The organism is Streptomyces spinosisporus (assembly GCF_022698145.1).
In the GTDB taxonomy this organism is placed as follows: domain Bacteria; phylum Actinomycetota; class Actinomycetes; order Streptomycetales; family Streptomycetaceae; genus Streptomyces; species Streptomyces spinosisporus.
In genome coordinates, this window is the sequence record NZ_JALDAX010000027.1 from 58,685 (window position 1) to 75,392 (window position 16,708).

The 16,708-nt window shown below is 71.6% G+C and carries 10 protein-coding genes, 1 tRNA gene and 1 other RNA gene; 2 read left to right on the forward strand and 10 right to left on the reverse strand.

Annotation, left to right across the window (positions count from 1 at the left end; translation table 11 throughout):
* Nucleotides 1–75 precede the first annotated feature (75 nt).
* The 5 genes from MQN93_RS40595 to ffs all read right to left on the reverse strand — a co-directional run bounded on the left by MQN93_RS40595 (nucleotide 76) and on the right by ffs (nucleotide 7,952).
* The gene (locus tag MQN93_RS40595) at nucleotides 76–1,620 is read right to left on the reverse strand and encodes a N,N-dimethylformamidase beta subunit family domain-containing protein (RefSeq protein ID WP_242713436.1); all 1,545 of its coding nucleotides are present in this window, start codon (nucleotides 1,618–1,620) and stop codon (nucleotides 76–78) included.
* Nucleotides 1,621–1,931: 311 nt separating this feature from the next.
* A complete protein-coding gene (locus MQN93_RS40600) occupies nucleotides 1,932–3,752 on the reverse strand; it encodes a M48 family metalloprotease (RefSeq protein WP_242713437.1) in 1,821 nt (606 codons plus the stop codon).
* A gap of 361 nt (nucleotides 3,753–4,113) precedes the next feature.
* Nucleotides 4,114–5,367, reverse strand: a complete 1,254-nt coding sequence (purD, locus tag MQN93_RS40605) for a phosphoribosylamine--glycine ligase (protein ID WP_016436898.1) — start codon at nucleotides 5,365–5,367, stop codon at nucleotides 4,114–4,116.
* Between the two features lie 102 nt (nucleotides 5,368–5,469).
* A complete protein-coding gene (locus MQN93_RS40610; RefSeq protein WP_242713438.1) occupies nucleotides 5,470–7,809 on the reverse strand; it encodes a DNA polymerase III subunit gamma and tau in 2,340 nt (779 codons plus the stop codon).
* 48 nt (nucleotides 7,810–7,857) lie between these two features.
* Nucleotides 7,858–7,952, reverse strand: an RNA gene (gene ffs, locus MQN93_RS40615) — signal recognition particle sRNA small type.
* Between the two features lie 73 nt (nucleotides 7,953–8,025).
* On the opposite strand from ffs, the gene MQN93_RS40620 reads away from it, so the two are divergent.
* Both MQN93_RS40620 and MQN93_RS40625 read left to right on the forward strand, forming a co-directional pair.
* Nucleotides 8,026–8,113, forward strand: a tRNA-Ser gene (locus tag MQN93_RS40620).
* Between the two features lie 1,092 nt (nucleotides 8,114–9,205).
* Nucleotides 9,206–10,627: an ATP-binding protein gene (locus MQN93_RS40625; RefSeq protein WP_242713439.1), complete on the forward strand. Its 1,422-nt coding sequence runs from the start codon at nucleotides 9,206–9,208 to the stop codon at nucleotides 10,625–10,627.
* A gap of 13 nt (nucleotides 10,628–10,640) precedes the next feature.
* Here MQN93_RS40625 and MQN93_RS40630 read toward each other — a convergent pair whose 3' ends face one another.
* The 5 genes from MQN93_RS40630 to MQN93_RS40650 form a co-directional block, all read right to left on the reverse strand.
* A complete protein-coding gene (locus tag MQN93_RS40630; RefSeq protein ID WP_242713440.1) occupies nucleotides 10,641–11,144 on the reverse strand; it encodes a nucleoside deaminase in 504 nt (167 codons plus the stop codon).
* A gap of 130 nt (nucleotides 11,145–11,274) precedes the next feature.
* Complete coding sequence (gene xdhC, locus MQN93_RS40635) at nucleotides 11,275–12,084, reverse strand: xanthine dehydrogenase accessory protein XdhC (protein WP_242713441.1); 810 nt, start codon at nucleotides 12,082–12,084, stop codon at nucleotides 11,275–11,277.
* Between the two features lies 1 nt (nucleotide 12,085).
* A complete protein-coding gene (xdhB, locus tag MQN93_RS40640; RefSeq protein ID WP_242713442.1) occupies nucleotides 12,086–14,470 on the reverse strand; it encodes a xanthine dehydrogenase molybdopterin binding subunit in 2,385 nt (794 codons plus the stop codon).
* Nucleotides 14,467–15,978, reverse strand: coding sequence for a xanthine dehydrogenase small subunit (locus tag MQN93_RS40645; RefSeq protein ID WP_242713443.1), 1,512 nt, complete (start codon nucleotides 15,976–15,978; stop codon nucleotides 14,467–14,469). Before MQN93_RS40645 ends, xdhB begins: the two co-directional genes overlap by 4 nt.
* A gap of 375 nt (nucleotides 15,979–16,353) precedes the next feature.
* On the reverse strand, nucleotides 16,354–16,708 hold a 355-nt coding region (locus MQN93_RS40650), incomplete at its 5' end, for a DNA-directed RNA polymerase subunit alpha C-terminal domain-containing protein (protein WP_278191736.1).

Here is a 16,708-nt window from a genome sequence, read left to right on the forward strand (position 1 = left end):
GATTCTCCCTTATGCCGGAGATCGGTCAGGGCGGGGGTGGCTGGGATCAGGCCGTTGACGTGCGCTTACGTGAGCTCAGTCACGTTTGCAGATGCGGTCCAGCAGGTTCGCCGTGGCCCGTTGGACGCGTGAGTCGACGTGGCCGGGGCGGTCCAGGGCCGGGGACCAGGCGAACGTCCCGGAAGCGAACACCAGGGCGCCGGAGGGGGCGCGGTACAGGGACGTCTCCTGATGGCGCCGGGCGCCCTCGGAGTCGGTGTACGGCGAGTGGGCGAGCAGGATGCGCTCCTCGTGCTCGGGCAGCGGGATGCGCGGGAAGTAGCGGTCGGCCTCGCCCGCGACCAGGCCCTCGATCGCATCGCCCTCACCGGCGCCGGTCGCCTCCCACAGCCAGTGGTCGGCGTTGCGGACGATCAGGGGGTGCGGCTCGGGGACCCGGCCCGCGTACTGGATGCCCACCAGTTCCTGTTCCGGCCGGTCGATCTCGCGCCACAGCACGGGCCGCCCCGGGCCCCGGCGCTTGCGGCAGGTGAGCAGCCGGTCGGGGACGCCGGACGGCGACGGGGCCAACTCGACCTGCCAGTACAGGGTGTTGGCGGACAGGAAGACGAGGGACGTGCCGTGGTCGCGGGCCCGTTCGACAGTACGGCGCATGGTGAGCGACCAGTACTCGTCATGCCCCGGGAAGACCAGGCCGCGGTAGCGGGTGGGGTCGACCCGGCCGGCGTGCAGATCACGGGCGTCGGCGTAGGCGATGTCGTAGCCGTAGCGCTCGGCCCAGCGGATGAAGTCGTAGGCGTGGCCGACATGGAGGGGGAGGCCCGCGCCCGCGTACGGGCGGTCGAAGGAGACCGTCGTCGCCGCCTCGGACTCGCCCAGCAGCCGGCCCTGTTCGTCCCAGGCGTGGTAGAGACTCGCGCCGGTGCGGCCGTCCTCCGGATAGAGGTTGTACGCCTGCCACGTCACGTCGGGCAGCAGGAGCAGCAGGTCGGCCGGGTGGCTGTCGCGGACCGTGAAGGGGATGTGGGAGCGGTAGCCGTCGGCCGTGGTCAGGACGGCGACATAGGCACCGATGCTCCAGTACGACGGGATCTGCAGCCGCCAGGACAGCCACCAGTGGTGACAGGAGACCGTACGATCCGCCGCGAGCGGCGGCGGCTGGACGATGCCGGACAGCCGGGGGCTGGTGGTGATCTTGGACGCGCCGTCGCCGCCGTAGTGGCCGATGCGGTAGATGTCGACGCCGAACTCCTGGGGCGGGTCGACCGTGATGTGGAAGTCGACGGCCTCGCCGGGGGCGACCGCGCCGGTGGAGATGAAGCCCTTGATCTGGCGGCGGACGTCGTCGGCCGAGCGGGGGCCGCCGGAGGAGCGGGGGGCCGGGACACGGGGCGTGCGGGGGGCGTGGGGGGCGTGGGGGGCGTGCGTCACGCGGGCGCCCGGGGTGTCGTCCGCGGTCGGCGCCTGGGGCGGGTCCACGTACCAGGGGATCAGCCGGCCGGTGTCGTCGAAGTACGTCTCGTCGCCGCGGAGCCAGGGGAGGGGGCCCTGGCCGAAGGGATCGGTCACGGCGTGCGCCAGCGCTCCGGATTCCCAGCGGCGGATCTGCTCCGACCCCATGGTCGCTCCCCTCGCCTGCCGTTCCGTCTCGGTCGGTCGGCTCCGGCGCACTCCTGCGCGTGCCACACGCCCTTGCCATGTGCTCGATCGGTCCCAGCACATCACATTGCGCACGCATGCGGTCACTATTCGTTGCGAATTGGCCGAAAGTGGAATGCGATGCTCCGCTATGCCGGGTGTCGCGGGTCGCGGGTCGCGGGTCGCGGGGCGTATGTCGCGGGTCGCGGGTCGCGGGTCGCGGGGCGTATGTCGCGGGTCGCGGGGCGTGTGCCGCGGGTCGCGGGGCGTGTGTCGTGCGTTGTACGGCTGCGTCACACGAGGCGGACGGGCTTTTCGGGCCGTATGCCGGATTCGCGCAGCCAGATGCGCAGGGGGGCGGCGTCGCCGTCCTCCACGAGGCTGAGGACGCGGGGGCTCAGATCTGTCGCCCGCTCGCCGTTGACGATCAGGGACGGGCCGTCGAGCCAGTCGAGACCGGGCGAGGCGCCTGCGGTGTCCATGGCCGCGCAGCAGACCATCGCGGTGACGTGGTCGGCCAGCAACTCACGTGCGGTGCGCGGGGGTTGGAGCGGAAAGAGGGGGAGGGCCGCGTCGTCCCAGAGGGCGGTGGCGGGGGTGGTGCGCTCGGCGGGGGTGTCGGTGGCTCCCTCGCGGGCGAGTTCGGCGGTTATGCCTGCGGCGAGGGCGGCGGAGCGGGGGTTGTTCGGGGGTGGGTCGTCGCTGACGTCGCCGTCGTGGCTGTTGTCGCTGCCGTAGCTGCCGTCGCTGTTGTCGTGGGCTTGGGCGCGCGCTTCCGCCTCGGCTCGGGCGGTGGTGGTGGCCTCGGTTTGGGCTTCGCGTCGGGGGGTCGAGAGGTGGTCCAGGATTCTGGCCAGGGTCGGGCCGTCGACGGTGGGAGCGGCCGGATCCGTGGTCCGGGTGACGCCCAGGGTGTCCAGGACCCGGTGGAGGCGGGCGGCGTCGGTGCGCCATTTTCGGTCGACGATCTCGTCCGGATACTCGTCCCAGCTCACCGGGGACCAGTCGGGGCCGGGGGCCGCGGGGCCGCCGTGGAAGAGGCGGGCGGCGAGGAAGGAGGCCGCCTCGTCCACCGTCCCCGGCTCCTCGAGCAGATCGCAGGCGGGGCGCTCACCCAGACGCGAGGCGAACCCCTCGGCCAGGCGGTCGCGGCGGGAGAGCTCGGTGAGAGCGGCCACGACTCCCGCGTCCAGCCGGGAGGGCCAGCGGCCCATCCGCCAGGCGGGCAGCGCGACCCGGGTCAGCAGCCGGTCCCAGCCCGCATACGCCAAACCCACCTGCTCCTGGGCGACGATCCGCAGGCCGTAGTCCACCGCCTGCGCACGCTCGGACGCGGCCGCCGCGACGCCCCGCTCCATCTGGGCCGCATGCTCCTGGCAGCTGCGCAGCAGCAGCCGGGCCACCCGGCCGACGCCCGCGCACACCACGCGGGTCAGCGGACAGCGCCCGGGTGTCGAGACGACGGCCACCGCCGCGTCCAGACCGCGCACGAAGCGGCGGGCCGCGGCTATGTCCGGGTGCGCGGAGGGACCCGTACCGGCGACGACCGGGGCGAGGACCGCCCGCAGCTCGCCGACCCGCATCCACCACAGGAAGGGGGAGCCGATGACGAGGACCGGGGCGGCGGTGCCGCGGCGGCGCAGGGAGTGCGCGCCCGCGAGTTCGTCGTCGCGGTCCTCGGAGGGGGGCGGGCCGTGGGCCGGGTGGGTGCGGTCCTCCAGCCAGCTGTCGCAGTCCGGGGTGAGCGCTATCGCCGAGGGCGCAGGGACGGCGAGCCGGTCGGCGAGGTCGCGCACCATGCGGTACAGATCCGGGGCCGACTCCTCGGCGATCGGGACCGTCGGGCTCACGGCGGGGCGGGCACGCGCGACGATCAGGGCGATCGCGCAGGCGCCGAGCAGTACGAGCACGGCGACGGGGATCACGACCCAGCGCGCCGCATGCCAGGCGGGTCCCACGAGATGACCCGTGGAGGCGCCGGCCAGGAGCACGACCGCGACGGCCGCGGGCAGCAAAGCCACGGCCACTGCCCTGCTGCGGATGCGCAGCACGGCAAGAGCCCTCGAACGCGCCGCCGGCGCGCCCGCCTCCACACCCATTCCGCTACCGGTCATGACCGGACCTCACCCCCTCCCCCGCTGTCTTGGATGCCCAGCTGTCCTGGCGTTGCTCACTCCCCCACTGTGGCACCCGTCACTGACATCGCAATGCCGGTGGGCCAAGTGCCGGACCGCTTGCGCCGCACCATAGTTGGGGCCCCGGGGCCCGTCAGCCGGATGGGGGATCGGTCACTCGATGGAATGGCTTTGGTCAGAGGTGGGTGACGGACAGCGAAGATCAGGCCCGTGTTCTTGACTTGTATTCGAGAGGTCGGAAGTGCTTTCGGGATGGTCCTCGGAAAGCAGCAGGCCCCGGTCCGAAGACGGATCCGGGGCCTGCGGGGTTCCGGGAGGCGCGGGGCTAGGACGCAGGCGCTCAGGCGCCGGCCGCCGCCTTCGCCGCGATGTCCGTACGGTGCTGGGAGCCGTCCAGGCGGATGCGTGCGACGGCCTTGTAGGCGCGGTCGCGGGCCTCGGCCAGGTCCTTGCCGGTCGCCGTGACGGACAGCACGCGGCCGCCGGCGCTGACGACCGCGTCGCCGTCGCGCCGGGTTCCGGCGTGCAGCACATACGCGTGCGGGGCGTCCTCGGCGGCCACCTCGTCGAGGCCGGTGATGGGGTCGCCGGTGCGCGGGGTGCCGGGGTAGTTGTGCGAGGCGACGACCACGGTGACCGCGGCGTCGTCGCTCCAGCGCAGGGGCTCCAGGTCGGCCAGGGTGCCGTTGGCGGCGGCGAGCAGGACACCGGCCAGCGGGGTCTTCAGCCGGGCCAGGACCACCTGGGTCTCGGGGTCGCCGAAGCGGGCGTTGAACTCGATGACCCGTACGCCGCGCGAGGTGATCGCGAGACCGGCGTAGAGCAGGCCGGAGAACGGGGTGCCGCGGCGGCGCATCTCGTCGACGGTGGGCTGCAGAACCGTCTGCAGGACCTCCTCGACCAGCTTCGGGTCGGCCCACGGCAACGGGGAGTAGGCGCCCATGCCGCCGGTGTTCGGGCCCTCGTCGCCGTCGAGCGCGCGCTTGAAGTCCTGGGCCGGCTGGAGCGGGACGACGGTCTCGCCGTCGGTGACGGCGAAGAGGGAGACCTCGGGGCCGTCGAGGAACTCCTCGATGACGACGCGCTCACAGGCGTCGGCGTGTGCCTTCGCCGCCTCGATGTCGTCGGTGACGACGACACCCTTGCCGGCGGCGAGGCCGTCGTCCTTGACGACGTAGGGAGCGCCGAAGGCGTCGAGGGCCTCCTCGACCTCCGCGGGGGTCGTGCAGACGTAGGAGCGTGCGGTGGGGACCGCCGCCCCCGCCATGACGTCCTTCGCGAAGGCCTTGGAGCCCTCGATCCGCGCGGCCTCCTTGCCGGGGCCGAACGCCGGGATGCCCGCCTCGCGCACCGCGTCGGCGACACCGGCGACGAGCGGTGCCTCCGGGCCCACGACCACCAGGTCGGCGCCGAGTTCGGTGGCCAGCGCGGCCACGGCCCTGCCGTCCAGCGCGTCGACCTGGTGCAGCTCGGCGACCTCGGCGATGCCGGCGTTGCCGGGGGCGCAGTGCAGCGCGGTGACGCCGGGGTCGAGGGACAGGGAATGGCACAGGGCGTGTTCGCGGGCGCCGCTACCGATGACGAGGACCTTCACGGGGGTCAGCCTAGCTGGCGTTCTCACCGAGGGACGGGGGGTGGGTTTGCTGTGGATTCCTCCAAGGGTCGCCCACGTGAGCGCCTGCGCTCCCCTGCTCGTTTACTCGTTCGTGAACTCCTCGACCACCGTGGCGCCGAGCTCCCGCACGATCAGTTCGTGGCCGGAGAGGGCCGATTCGTTCAGGTCGGGGTCGTCGTCCTCGGGGATGTCGTCCTCGATGGAGATCGGTGGGGGCTCAGGGGCCGTGGGCCGGGCCGCGGGGGCCTCGGTGGGGCCGGACGACGGTGCCGGGGAGGGGGAGGCGGGCGCCGGGGAGGGGGGTGTGGACGCGGGGCGCTGGGTGGGGGCGCCGCCGTAGCCACCGGGGGTTCCGCTGCCGTAGCCGCCGGGGGATCCGTTGCCGTAGCCGCCCGGGGTTCCGCCGTAGCCGCCGTTGGAAGGGGTGGACGGCGCGGGGGCCGAGCCGCCGGAGGGGTCGACGATCGCCTCGACCTTCCACTGCACGTTGAACTGCTCGGCCAGCGCCTGGCGCAGGACGTCCTCGCTGCCGCTGCTCGCGAAGTTGTCGCGCGCGCCCGCGTTGACGAAGCCCAGTTGAAGGGTCGTGCCGTCGAAGCCGGTCACCTGGGCGTTCTGGCTGAGCAGGATCCAGGTGAAGCGGCGGCGGTTCTTGACCGCCTCCAGGATGTTCGGCCAGAGCACACGGGGGTCGGGGCCGCCGACGGGCGGGGCGGGTGTGGGGGCCGGTGCCTGGGGGGCGGCGGGGGTGGGTGTCGTGGGCGGCGTGGGTGACGGTGCTGCGGCGGGCGGGCGGGCGCCGCCCGCCGGGGTTGCCGTGGGCCAGCCGCCGGGACGCCGGCCGCCGCCTGCCGGGGCGGCGGTGGGCCAGGCGCCGGGGGTGGAGGCGGTCGGGGATGCGGGAGCGGCGGGGGCCGTCGAGGGGGCGGGCTCGGGCGGGGCGGAGGCCGACGCGGGCGTAGGAGCGGGAGAAGGGGCGGAGGAAGGGGCGGGCACGGACGCGGGACCCGGGACGGTTGGGACGGACGCGGGGGCCGCGGGGGCCGCGGGTGTCTCGCCGGGCCGTGCTGCCGTACTTCCTCCACCGGGGTTCGTCGGACCGCCCGGGGCCCCCGAGGTGCGGACCGCCGCCCGGGCCGCGGCGGGTCCGCCGCCCGGCGGGACCGGGTCGCCGGACGGGCCGGGACCGGGCATCGCTCCGCCGTGCGCCTCGGGACCGGGCACGTACCCCATCGCGGGGGCGGCGCCGCCCCCGGAGAAGTTCACACCGCGCTCCAGACGGTCGAGGCGGGCCATCATGGCGCGCTCGTCGCCGTACGCGGCGGGCAGCAGGACGCGGGCGCAGATCAGCTCCAGCTGGAGGCGGGGCGAGTTGGCGCCGCGCATCTCGGTCAGGCCCTCGTTGACCAGGTCGGCGGCGCGGCTGAGCTCGGCGGCGCCGAAGGTGCTCGCCTGGGCCTGCATCCGCTCGATGACATCGGCCGGGGCGTCGATGAGCCCCTTGTCCGCGGCGTCCGGGACCGCGGCCAGGATCACCAGGTCGCGCAGCCGCTCCAGCAGGTCGGCGACGAAGCGCCGCGGGTCGTTGCCGCCCTCGATGACGCGGTCGACGACCTCGAAGGCGGCGGCGCCGTCACCGGTCGCGAAGGCCTCGACGACGGAGTCGAGGAGCGAGCCGTCGGTGTAGCCCAGCAGGGAGGTGGCCATGGCGTATGTCACACCGTCCGTGCCGGCGCCCGCGAGCAGCTGGTCCATGACGGACATGGAGTCACGCACGGAACCCGCGCCCGCGCGCACGACCAGCGGCAGCACGCCCTCCTCGACCGTCATCCCCTCGCGTCCGCAGACCTCGGCGAGGTAGTCGCGCAGGGTGCCGGGGGGCACGAGTCGGAAGGGGTAGTGGTGTGTACGCGAGCGGATCGTCCCGATGACCTTCTCGGGCTCGGTGGTGGCGAAGATGAACTTGAGGTGCTCCGGGGGCTCCTCGACGACCTTCAGCAGCGCGTTGAAACCGGCCGACGTGACCATGTGGGCCTCGTCGATGATGTAGATCTTGTACCGGCTGGCGGCGGGGCCGAAGAACGCCTTCTCGCGCAGCTCACGGGCGTCGTCCACACCACCGTGCGACGCGGCGTCGATCTCGATGACGTCGATGGAACCCGGGCCGTTGCGCGCCAGGTCCCGGCAGGACTGGCACTCGCCGCAGGGTGTGGGTGTGGGGCCCTGCTCGCAGTTCAGGCAGCGCGCCAGGATGCGGGCACTGGTCGTCTTGCCGCAGCCGCGCGGCCCGCTGAACAGGTACGCGTGATTGACCCGGTTGTTCCGCAGCGCCTGCTGCAGCGGGTCGGTTACATGCTCCTGCCCGATGACCTCGGCGAACGACTCCGGGCGATAGCGGCGGTACAGCGCGAGAGACGACACGCATACGAGGTTATAGGCGTCCACTGACAACCAGCCCCGCCGCCGAACACAAGGGCCCCCCACGCACCCGCCAGAGCCAACCTACCCTTGCTGCCTTCCGGCCCTGGGGGAGTTCAGTCAGATAGCGCCGCGTGAGGGGCTGCGCACAGGCTACCTGATCCGAGGGGGTGCGAACGAGTTCGCAAGCACTCCTCTCGGTCATGTAATGTTTCCGGCGGAGGATTCGCCTAGAGGCCTAGGGCGCACGCTTGGAAAGCGTGTTGGGGGCAACCCCTCACGAGTTCGAATCTCGTATCCTCCGCCAGCTCGGAGGCCCGGACCTTGATCAAGGTCCGGGCCTCCGGCGTTTGCCCGTCTGAGAACACCCCAGCTCCCCGAGCTCAGGGCGTCGGCCTGCAACGCCCTGGCCGTCGAACACGTCGTTCTGTACGTTGCCCCCATGACCGACTACCGAAGGGGCAATGCCGCGTAGGCGCCCGTCAGCCCTGCGTGGCGACCTTCCCGCCCGTCGACCGAGGCAGCGACGGTACCCGTTCATCGACCGGCTCTCCGGTTCTTGTACCGCCGATCTGCGTCGGCTTGAGCGGACCCGCTTCTGGCCCGAAGCCACGGAAGAAGCGTTCTGGCACTGGAAGGCCCTGGCCCACGGCCCCCTCAGACAACTCGCTGACCCGCTGGTGGGCCCTGGCTGCCAAATCCTCGAGTGCGGGTGCTACGGCGTCGACTTCCGCGGCCACCTCGAAACCGTGCTTCACGCCCTGCCGAGGAAGAGCGCGCGTGAGCTGCGTGCCCTCGTCTGGGCCCTCGACAGGAAGATCCTGGCCAGAGCGAAGGTGTTCCCGGCCGGCAGCATGGACGTGCCGTGGTGGCGAGGGTAGGTCCAGGACCATGGGCGGCAACCCCCCACGAGGCACGTTGTCGAAGGGCCCCACCGTTCGAGGGGACCCTTCGACGTCGGGTGCCGAGATCGGCGAGTCGGCGTGTGCATTTTGCGGCATGGGGATCGATCTGGAGTTGCATTCGTCACGGCCGACGCACAGCAACTGGCGCAAGTCGCGCGGGACGCTCCTCCGGAGTTCCTACACGGGCACGGCGATGCGCTGGGCTCGCTCTCCGGGGAGTACCGGGATTGCTCACTGCGGTCGATCCGTACGGGGACACGTTGATGAACGAGCAACAGGCCACTGGCCCTCCGCGAGATGCGTGGGCTGCGGCAGAGGTGCGGTGATGAGCGTCAGCTCGCCGCACTGTTCGACCTTGCCGTGATGCTGGAGGAGTGCGCGGCCACCGCGGGAAGTTGTCTGGTTCGCGGGCGACTGATGCCCACGAGCCGGGAGAAGAATGGTAGCGGTGGCGATAGTATCTCTGAGGAGACTATTGCCACCGGGAGGCTTGCATGCGTCGCTTCGTCGGGCGGGATCGTGAGCTTGGTGTGCTCGGGAAGACCTTGCAGGCGGTTCGCGAGGCCGTCGGGGGTGCGAAGCCGGGGCAGTGTGTGCTCATGCGGGGGAGGCGGCGGGTCGGCAAGTCCAGTCTCGTCGAGGAGTTCCTCCGGCGCACCGAGGTGCCGTACGTCTTCTTCACCGCGGCGGGCGGCAGCGCGGAGGACGAACTGTCGGAGCTGCTCGACGCCGTCTCCAGATCCACCCTGCCGGAGCGGCAGCTGTTCTCGGAGGAGACCCCGGGGCAGTGGAACGCGGCGTTCAGGTTGCTGGCCGAGATCCTTCCCGACGACAGCCCGAGCGTGGTCGTCATCGACGAGGTGCCGTATCTCATGGACCGCGTCGACGCCTTCGAGGGCATGCTCCAGCGGGCATGGGACCGGCTGCTCAGCCGTAAGCCGGTCCTTCTCCTCCTGGTGGGGTCCGATCTGTCGATGATGGAGGCGCTGAACAGCTACGACCGGCCCCTTCACCAACGGGGCCGGGAGATGGTCGTGGGACCCCTGAACCCTGCCGACATCGGCGAGATGCTCGGCCTGTCGGCGGCAGGGGCGTTCGACGCCGCTCTGATCACGGGAGGACTTCCCCTGATCTGCACCGAGTGGCGGCCCGGGGCGGACGTCTGGGAGTTCCTCCGCGACTCGCTGGACAACCCGATCTCGGCCCTGCTGGTCTCCGCCGAGCGCTCCCTGGCCGCCGAGTTTCCGCCGCAGGCGATGAGCAGGGAGGTCCTGCGGGCCATCGGATCCGGGAAGCGGACCTTCACCAACATCGCACGCGCGGCCGGCGGCATCGCCCACACCACTCTGACCCGGGCCACGGACGTCCTGACCGAGAAGAGGGTCGTGGCCGCCGAACTGCCGCTCTCGCTGCGGCCGTCGAAGGAGCGCCGCTATCGCGTGGCCGACCCCTATCTGCGGTTCTGGTTCGCGTTTCTGGACCCGCACATGGCGGAGATCGAGCGCATGCGGGGAGATCTCACGCTGAGCCGCATCAGGGAGCGGTGGACGAGCTGGCGGGGCCGCGCGATCGAACCCCTGGTCCGGGAATCCCTCGCCCGCCTTTTGCCGGACGGGCTCCTGCCCGCCGCCCCGGCGATCGGCGGGTACTGGACCCGCAGCAACGACGTGGAGATCGACCTGGTGGGCGCCGACCGGCAGCCGGTGGCCAAGGAACTGCTCTTCCTCGGCTCGGTCAAGTGGCTGGAGAACGCCGCGTTCGACAGCCACGACCTCGCCGTGCTGCACAAGCACCGAGCAGCCGTCACCGAGGAGCCCGTACCGCTCGTGGCCGTCTCCCGCAGTGGGATCAGCTGTTCCGGGCTTCAGGCGGCGTACGGGCCCGAGGAGCTGATCGGCGCCTGGCGGAGGCGGTGAGCTGGTTGCGTGCTCAGTAGTCCACCCGGTCCGTCTTCGCCAGCCACGCGTCGAACGGGGCCGTGCGGTTCGGCATGTGGAGGCGTTCGATGGCCATCGGCCACAGCTCCGCCGGGCGCTTTTCGAAGAGGTCGTAGAACTTGCGGTCGTCGAAGCCGGCGACCGCGGCGTCGTCGCGGTCGGCGGCGTAGATGATGCGGTCGACCCGGGCCCACAGGGCGGAGGAGAGGCACATCGGGCACGGTTCGCACGAGGTGACCAGGACGCAGCCGTCGAGGGAGAAGGTGCCGAGCTCCCGGCAGGCGAGGCGGATCGCGCTCACCTCGCCGTGTGCCGTCGGGTCCAGGTTAGACGTGACCTTGTTGTTGCCGATCGCGACGACCTCGCCGTCCTTGGCGATCAGCGCGCCGAACGGGCCGCCGCCGTTGTGCACGCTGTCGGTGGCGAGGCCGATGGCCTCGTCCAGCCAGCCGCGCTCGAGGTCGGCGATGCTCGTTTCCTGGGTGTACGCGGTCACGGTGACTCCTTGTGGGCACACGGTGGGGGTTCCTTCGCCAGTACACCCGCCGGGTACCGTCGAGGGTCAGTCACCGAAACCATGAAGGACCTGGCTGGTCGGCGGGCCGCTCTTGGAGATTCGTCCGAAGTCAGTTCACGGCGGTCTCGAAGGTGCGCAGCAGGTCGGCCGCGACGCTCACGGCGATGGTCGCGGGCTCCTTGCCGGTGATGTCGGGCAGTCCGATCGGGGTCTTGATCCGGTCGATGGCGGCGTCGTCGTGACCGCCTTCGGTGGACAGCCGTTTGCGGAACCGCGCCCACTTGACCGCCGAGCCGATCAGGCCGATGGAGCCGAGGTGATCCGTGCGCAGGGCGGCGTCGCACAGCGCGGCGTCCTCGGCGTGGTCATGGGTCATGATCAGCACGTGGGTGCCACGCGGCAGTTCCTCCAGGACCTCCTCGGGCAGCAGCGGCGTGTGATGCACATGCACCTGCGCCACCGCGTCCGCCAGTACGTCGAGCCGCTCCTCGGTGAGGATGTCGGAGCGGGTGTCGATCAGATGGAGGTCGAGGTCCTGGCGGGACAGGATGCGTGCGAGTTCCAGGCCGACGTGGCCGACGCCGAAGATCGCCACCGCCCGCACCACCGGCAGCGGTTCGAGCAGCACCTGGACCGTGCCACCGCAGCACTGCACGCCGTGCTGGTTGGTCACCTTGTCGTTCAGGGCGAAGTCCATCAGCTCGGGCTCCCGCTTCGCCGCGGCCATCATCTCCCGGGCCCGGTCGATCGCAACGGCCTCGACGTTGCCGCCACCGATCGAGCCCCACGTCTCGCTCCGCCCCACGACGAGCTTCGCGCCGGCCTCGCGCGGGGCGTGGCCGCGCACGGTCGCGACGGTCACCAGCACGCCGGTCTCCCGGCGTGCCCGCAACCGCGCGACCGCGGCGACCCAGGTCATGTCAGGCACCGCTCAGCGCTTCCACGGAGTGGCCGTCGACGGCGGCCGTGTCCCGAAGGGCCCGGGCCTCCTCGATCGCCCAGTACACCGCTTCCGGTGTCGCGGGCGAGGCCAGTTCGACGCCGGCCCCGCTCGGCCCGAACGCGGCGGCGGCCTGCCGCAGCGCCTCCCGCACCGAGAACGCCAGCATCAGCGGGGGCTCGCCCACGGCCTTGGAGCCGTAGACCGCGCCCTCCTCGGTGGCGTTCTCCAGCAGCGTGACGTTGAACTCCTCCGGCATCTCGGAGAAGCTCGGCAGCTTGTACGTGCTCGCCGCCTGCGTCTGCAGCCGTCCCCGGCCGGGCCCGTCGCCGGTGTCCCAGCGCAGGTCCTCCAGCGTCAGCCAGCCCGCGCCCTGCACGAAGCCGCCCTCGACCTGGCCGATGTCGATCAGCGGGGAGAGGCTGTCGCCGACGTCGTGCACGATGTCCACGCGCCGGATGCGGTACGCGCCGGTGAAGCCGTCGACCTCCACCTCGGTCGCGGCGGCGCCGTGGGCGAAGTACTTGAACGGCGAGCCGCGGAACGTCCTCGCGTCCCAGTGCAGCCCCTCGGTCCGGTAGAACCCGGCCGCCGACAGCTGCACCCGCTGGAAGTACGCGGTGCGCACCAGCTCGTCCCAGGCCAGCTCCTTCTCGCTGCCCAGGGCGCGTGCGACGCCCTCGACGATGCGTACGTCGGAGGCGTTCGCGCCGAGCTGCGAGGCGGCCACCTGCAGCAGCCGTTCGCGCAGCTGCTCGCAGGCGTTCTTGATGGCCCCGCCGTTCAGATCGGCGCCCGAACTGGCCGCGGTCGCCGAGGTGTTGGGCACCTTGTCGGTCCGCGTCGGGGCGAGGCGGACCTTGTGCAGCGGGATGCCCAGGGTGGTCGCGGCCACCTGGATCATCTTGGTGTGCAGGCCCTGGCCCATCTCGGTGCCGCCGTGGTTGATCAGGACGGAGCCGTCCTTGTAGATCAGCACCAGCGCGCCGCCCTGGTTGAAGGCGGTGAGGTTGAACGAGATGCCGAACTTGATGCCGGTGACCGCGATCGCCCGCTTGGTGTGCGGGTGCGCGGCGTTGAACGCGGCGATCTCGCGCCGCCGGTCGGCGAGGCCGGCGTTCTCCTGGACCTGGTGCCAGACGGTGGAGATCCGCTCGGCCTGGGTGACCGGCTGGCCGTACGGCGTCGTCTGGCCCTGGCCCGGCCGGTAGAAGTTGCGCTCGCGCAACTCCATGGGGTCCAGGCCCAGTTGCGGGGCGACGCGGCCCAGGATGTCCTCGATCACCAGCATGCCCTGGGGCCCGCCGAAGCCGCGGAACGCGGTGTTGGAGACCGTGTTGGTCCTGGCGATGCGTCCGGCGACGCGGGCGTTGGGGATCCAGTACGTGTTGTCGATGTGGCACAGCGCCCGGGCGAGGACCGGCTCGGACAGGTCCAGGCTCCAGCCGCCGTCCGCGGTCAGCGTGGCGTCGAGGGCCTGGATACGGCCGTCGGCGTCGAAGCCGATCCTCCAGGAAGCGTGGAAGCCGTGCCGCTTGCCGGACATGGTCAGGTCCTGTGTGCGGTTGAGCCGGAAGCGGACCGGGCGGCCGGTGAGCTTGGCGCCGAGCGCGGCGACGGCCGCGAACCCGTGCGGCTGCATCTCCTTGCCGCCGAAGCCGCCGCCCATGCGCAGACACTGCACGGTCACCTCATGGGCGGGCACGCCGAGCACATGGGAGACGATCTCCTGGGTCTCCGAGGGGTGCTGGGTGCTGCTCTGGATGAAGATCTGCCCGTTCTCGTCGACCTGGGCGAGGGCCGCGTGGGTCTCCAGGTAGAAGTGCTCCTGGCCGGAGAACTGGAACTCGCCGGTGAAAACGTGCGCCGAGTCGGCGAAGCCGGCGTCGATGTCGCCGGTCTCCATCAGCGGCCTGGCGCCGTGGTAGCTGTCGGCGGCCATCGCGTCCTGCAGGGTGATCAGCGCGGGCTGCTCGTCGAGCTCCACCTCGACGGCCGCGGCCCCGAGCCGGGCCGCCTCCAGGTCCTCGCCGAGCACCCAGGCCACCGCGTGGCCGTGGAACATGACCTCGTCGGGGAAGAGCGGCTCGTCGTGCTTCATGCCGGCGTCGTTGACACCGGGTACGTCGGCGCCGGTCAGCACCCGGACCACGCCGGGCACGTCGAGGGCGGGCTCGGTGTCGAGCTTGGTGATCCGGCCGTGGGCCTTCATCACCTGCACCGGGTAGGCGTGCAGCACGTCCTTGGTGCGGTGGATCAGGTCGTCGGTGTAGAGCGCGGTGCCGGTGACGTGCAGGACGGCGCTCTCGTGCGGCAGCGCGACGCCGACGGCGGGCTTCTCGGGACGCTCGGACAGATGACTCATGACGACACCGCCTCGGTGGTCTGTGCGTGCAGCTTCCTGAGGCTCTGGCCGAGCATCGCGGAGCGGTAGAGGGAGCTGGCGCGATGGTCGTCCATCGGCGTGCCCTCGCCGCGCAGCACCCGGGCCGCGGCCTCGACGGTCTCCGCCGTCCACGGCCTGCCCTCCAGGGCGGCCTCGGTGGCGAGGGCGCGGATCGGGGTGGCGGCCACGCCGCCCAGGCCGATGCGTGCCCTGCGGACGGTCCCGTCCTCGATGTCGAGCGCGAAGGCGACCGCCACGCTGGAGATGTCGTCGAAGCGCCGCTTGGCGATCTTGTGGAAGGCGGCGACCCGCGACAGCGGCAGCGGGATGCGTACGGCGCGGATCAGCTCGCCGGGGCGGCGCACGCTCTGCCGGTAGCCGGTGAAGTAGTCCGCGAGCGGTACCTCGCGCTCGCCGTCGGCGTCGGCGAGGACCAGCGACGCCTCCAGGGCGAGCAGCACCGGCGGGCTGTCGCCGATGGGCGAGCCGGTGCCCAGGTTGCCGCCGAGGGTCGCGCCGTTGCGGATCAGCCGGGACGCGAACTGCGGGAACAGCTCTGCCAGCAGCGGCACTTGGCCGTCCAGACGGCGCTCGATCTCGGTGAGCGTGAGGGCCGCGCCGATCTCGATGTGGTCGGACTCGACGCGCAGTTCCCGCAGTTCGGGCAGCCGGTCGATGGCGACGACGCAACTCTCCCGGCGGGAGCGGATGTTCACCTCGACTCCGTAGTCGGTGGAGCCGGCGACCACCACCGCGTCGGGCCGCTCGCGCAGCACCCGCAGCGTCTCGGCCAGGGTGCTCCGCCGCAGGAACGTGCTGTCGTCCCGGGCGTATTCGGTGGCGACCGCGGCGGGCGGGGACTGCTCACGGCGCCGCGCGAGCGGGTCCTCGTCGGTGGGTTCCCCTACGGCGTACGCGGCGTCGCGGATCGGGCGGTAGCCGGTGCAGCGGCACAGGTTGCCGCTCAGGGCGTGCAGGTCGAAGCCGTTCGGACCGTGCTCGGCGTCGACGTGGGCTTCGGCGTCGACGTGGACTTCAGTGCCGTCGTGGGCCTCGGCGCCGTCGGTCGGGTCCGCGTGCGCGCAGCGGTCCGGCCGGTAGTACTCCGCGGCCATGCTGCAGACGAACCCCGGTGTGCAGTAGCCGCACTGGGAGCCGCCGCGGACCGCCATCTCCTGCTGCACGGGGTGCAGGGCGGGCGGTGTGCCGGGGTCGCCGACGGTGGCGAGCCCCTCGGAGGTGATGACCTCCTGGCCGTCGAGCGCCGCTGCCGGTACCAGGCAGGCGTTGACCGCCACCCAGTCGGTGGGCTTGTTCACTCCGGGACGGGCCACCAGGACCGAACACGCGCCGCATTCACCCTCGGCGCAGCCCTCCTTGGTGCCGGTGAGGCCACGCTCGCGCAGAAAATCCAGCACGGTGGTGTGGGGAGCGGCCGGTGAGATCGACGTCTCTTTCCCGTTGACGGTAATGCGCGCCTCTGTCATGACAGGCCTTCGTTTCGGTGCGTGACAGATCGATTCATGATGTTCGCCAATTTCAGGCAGCTTTCTGTGTTCAGACGCGCCACATGACAGGAGCGGGCGCAAAACGGCACGCGACAGCGGCGTACCGGAAGATGGTGACGGGGGAAAACCCGGAATGTGCCGCGAGAGGGCACAGAAGAACGGCTTGTCAGCAGCCGTGCGCGATACGACCCGGCACCCAGACCGTGCTCTGGGCGAGGCGACCGAGATCGGAGCTGGTGTTCATCCGCTGGTCGCCTCCTTTCCGAGCATATGGGTCGTCGCTTATCGCAAATTAACGGCCGCCGCCATCGAGGTCAAGGGGTCGTCCTCGATGGCGGCGGCCGGGGCGGTGTTTCAGTACTGCTCGGTCTCCACGAACCCGCTGTTCGCGTTGTCGTCCGCGTCGAAGGCGGCGGCGGTCGGGTCGAATCCGGGCGGGCTGTCCTTGAGGGCCAGGCCGAGACCGGCCAGCTTCGCCTTGACCTCGTCGATGGATTTCGCACCGAAGTTGCGGATGTCGAGCAGGTCGGCCTCGGAACGCGCGAGGAGTTCGCCCACCATGTGGACGCCTTCGCGCTTGAGGCAGTTGTAGGAGCGGACGGTGAGTTCCAGCTCCTCGATCGGCAGCGCGAGGTCGGCGGCCAGGGCGGCATCCGTGGGCGAGGGGCCCATGTCGATGCCCTCGGCGTCGATGTTCAGCTCGCGGGCC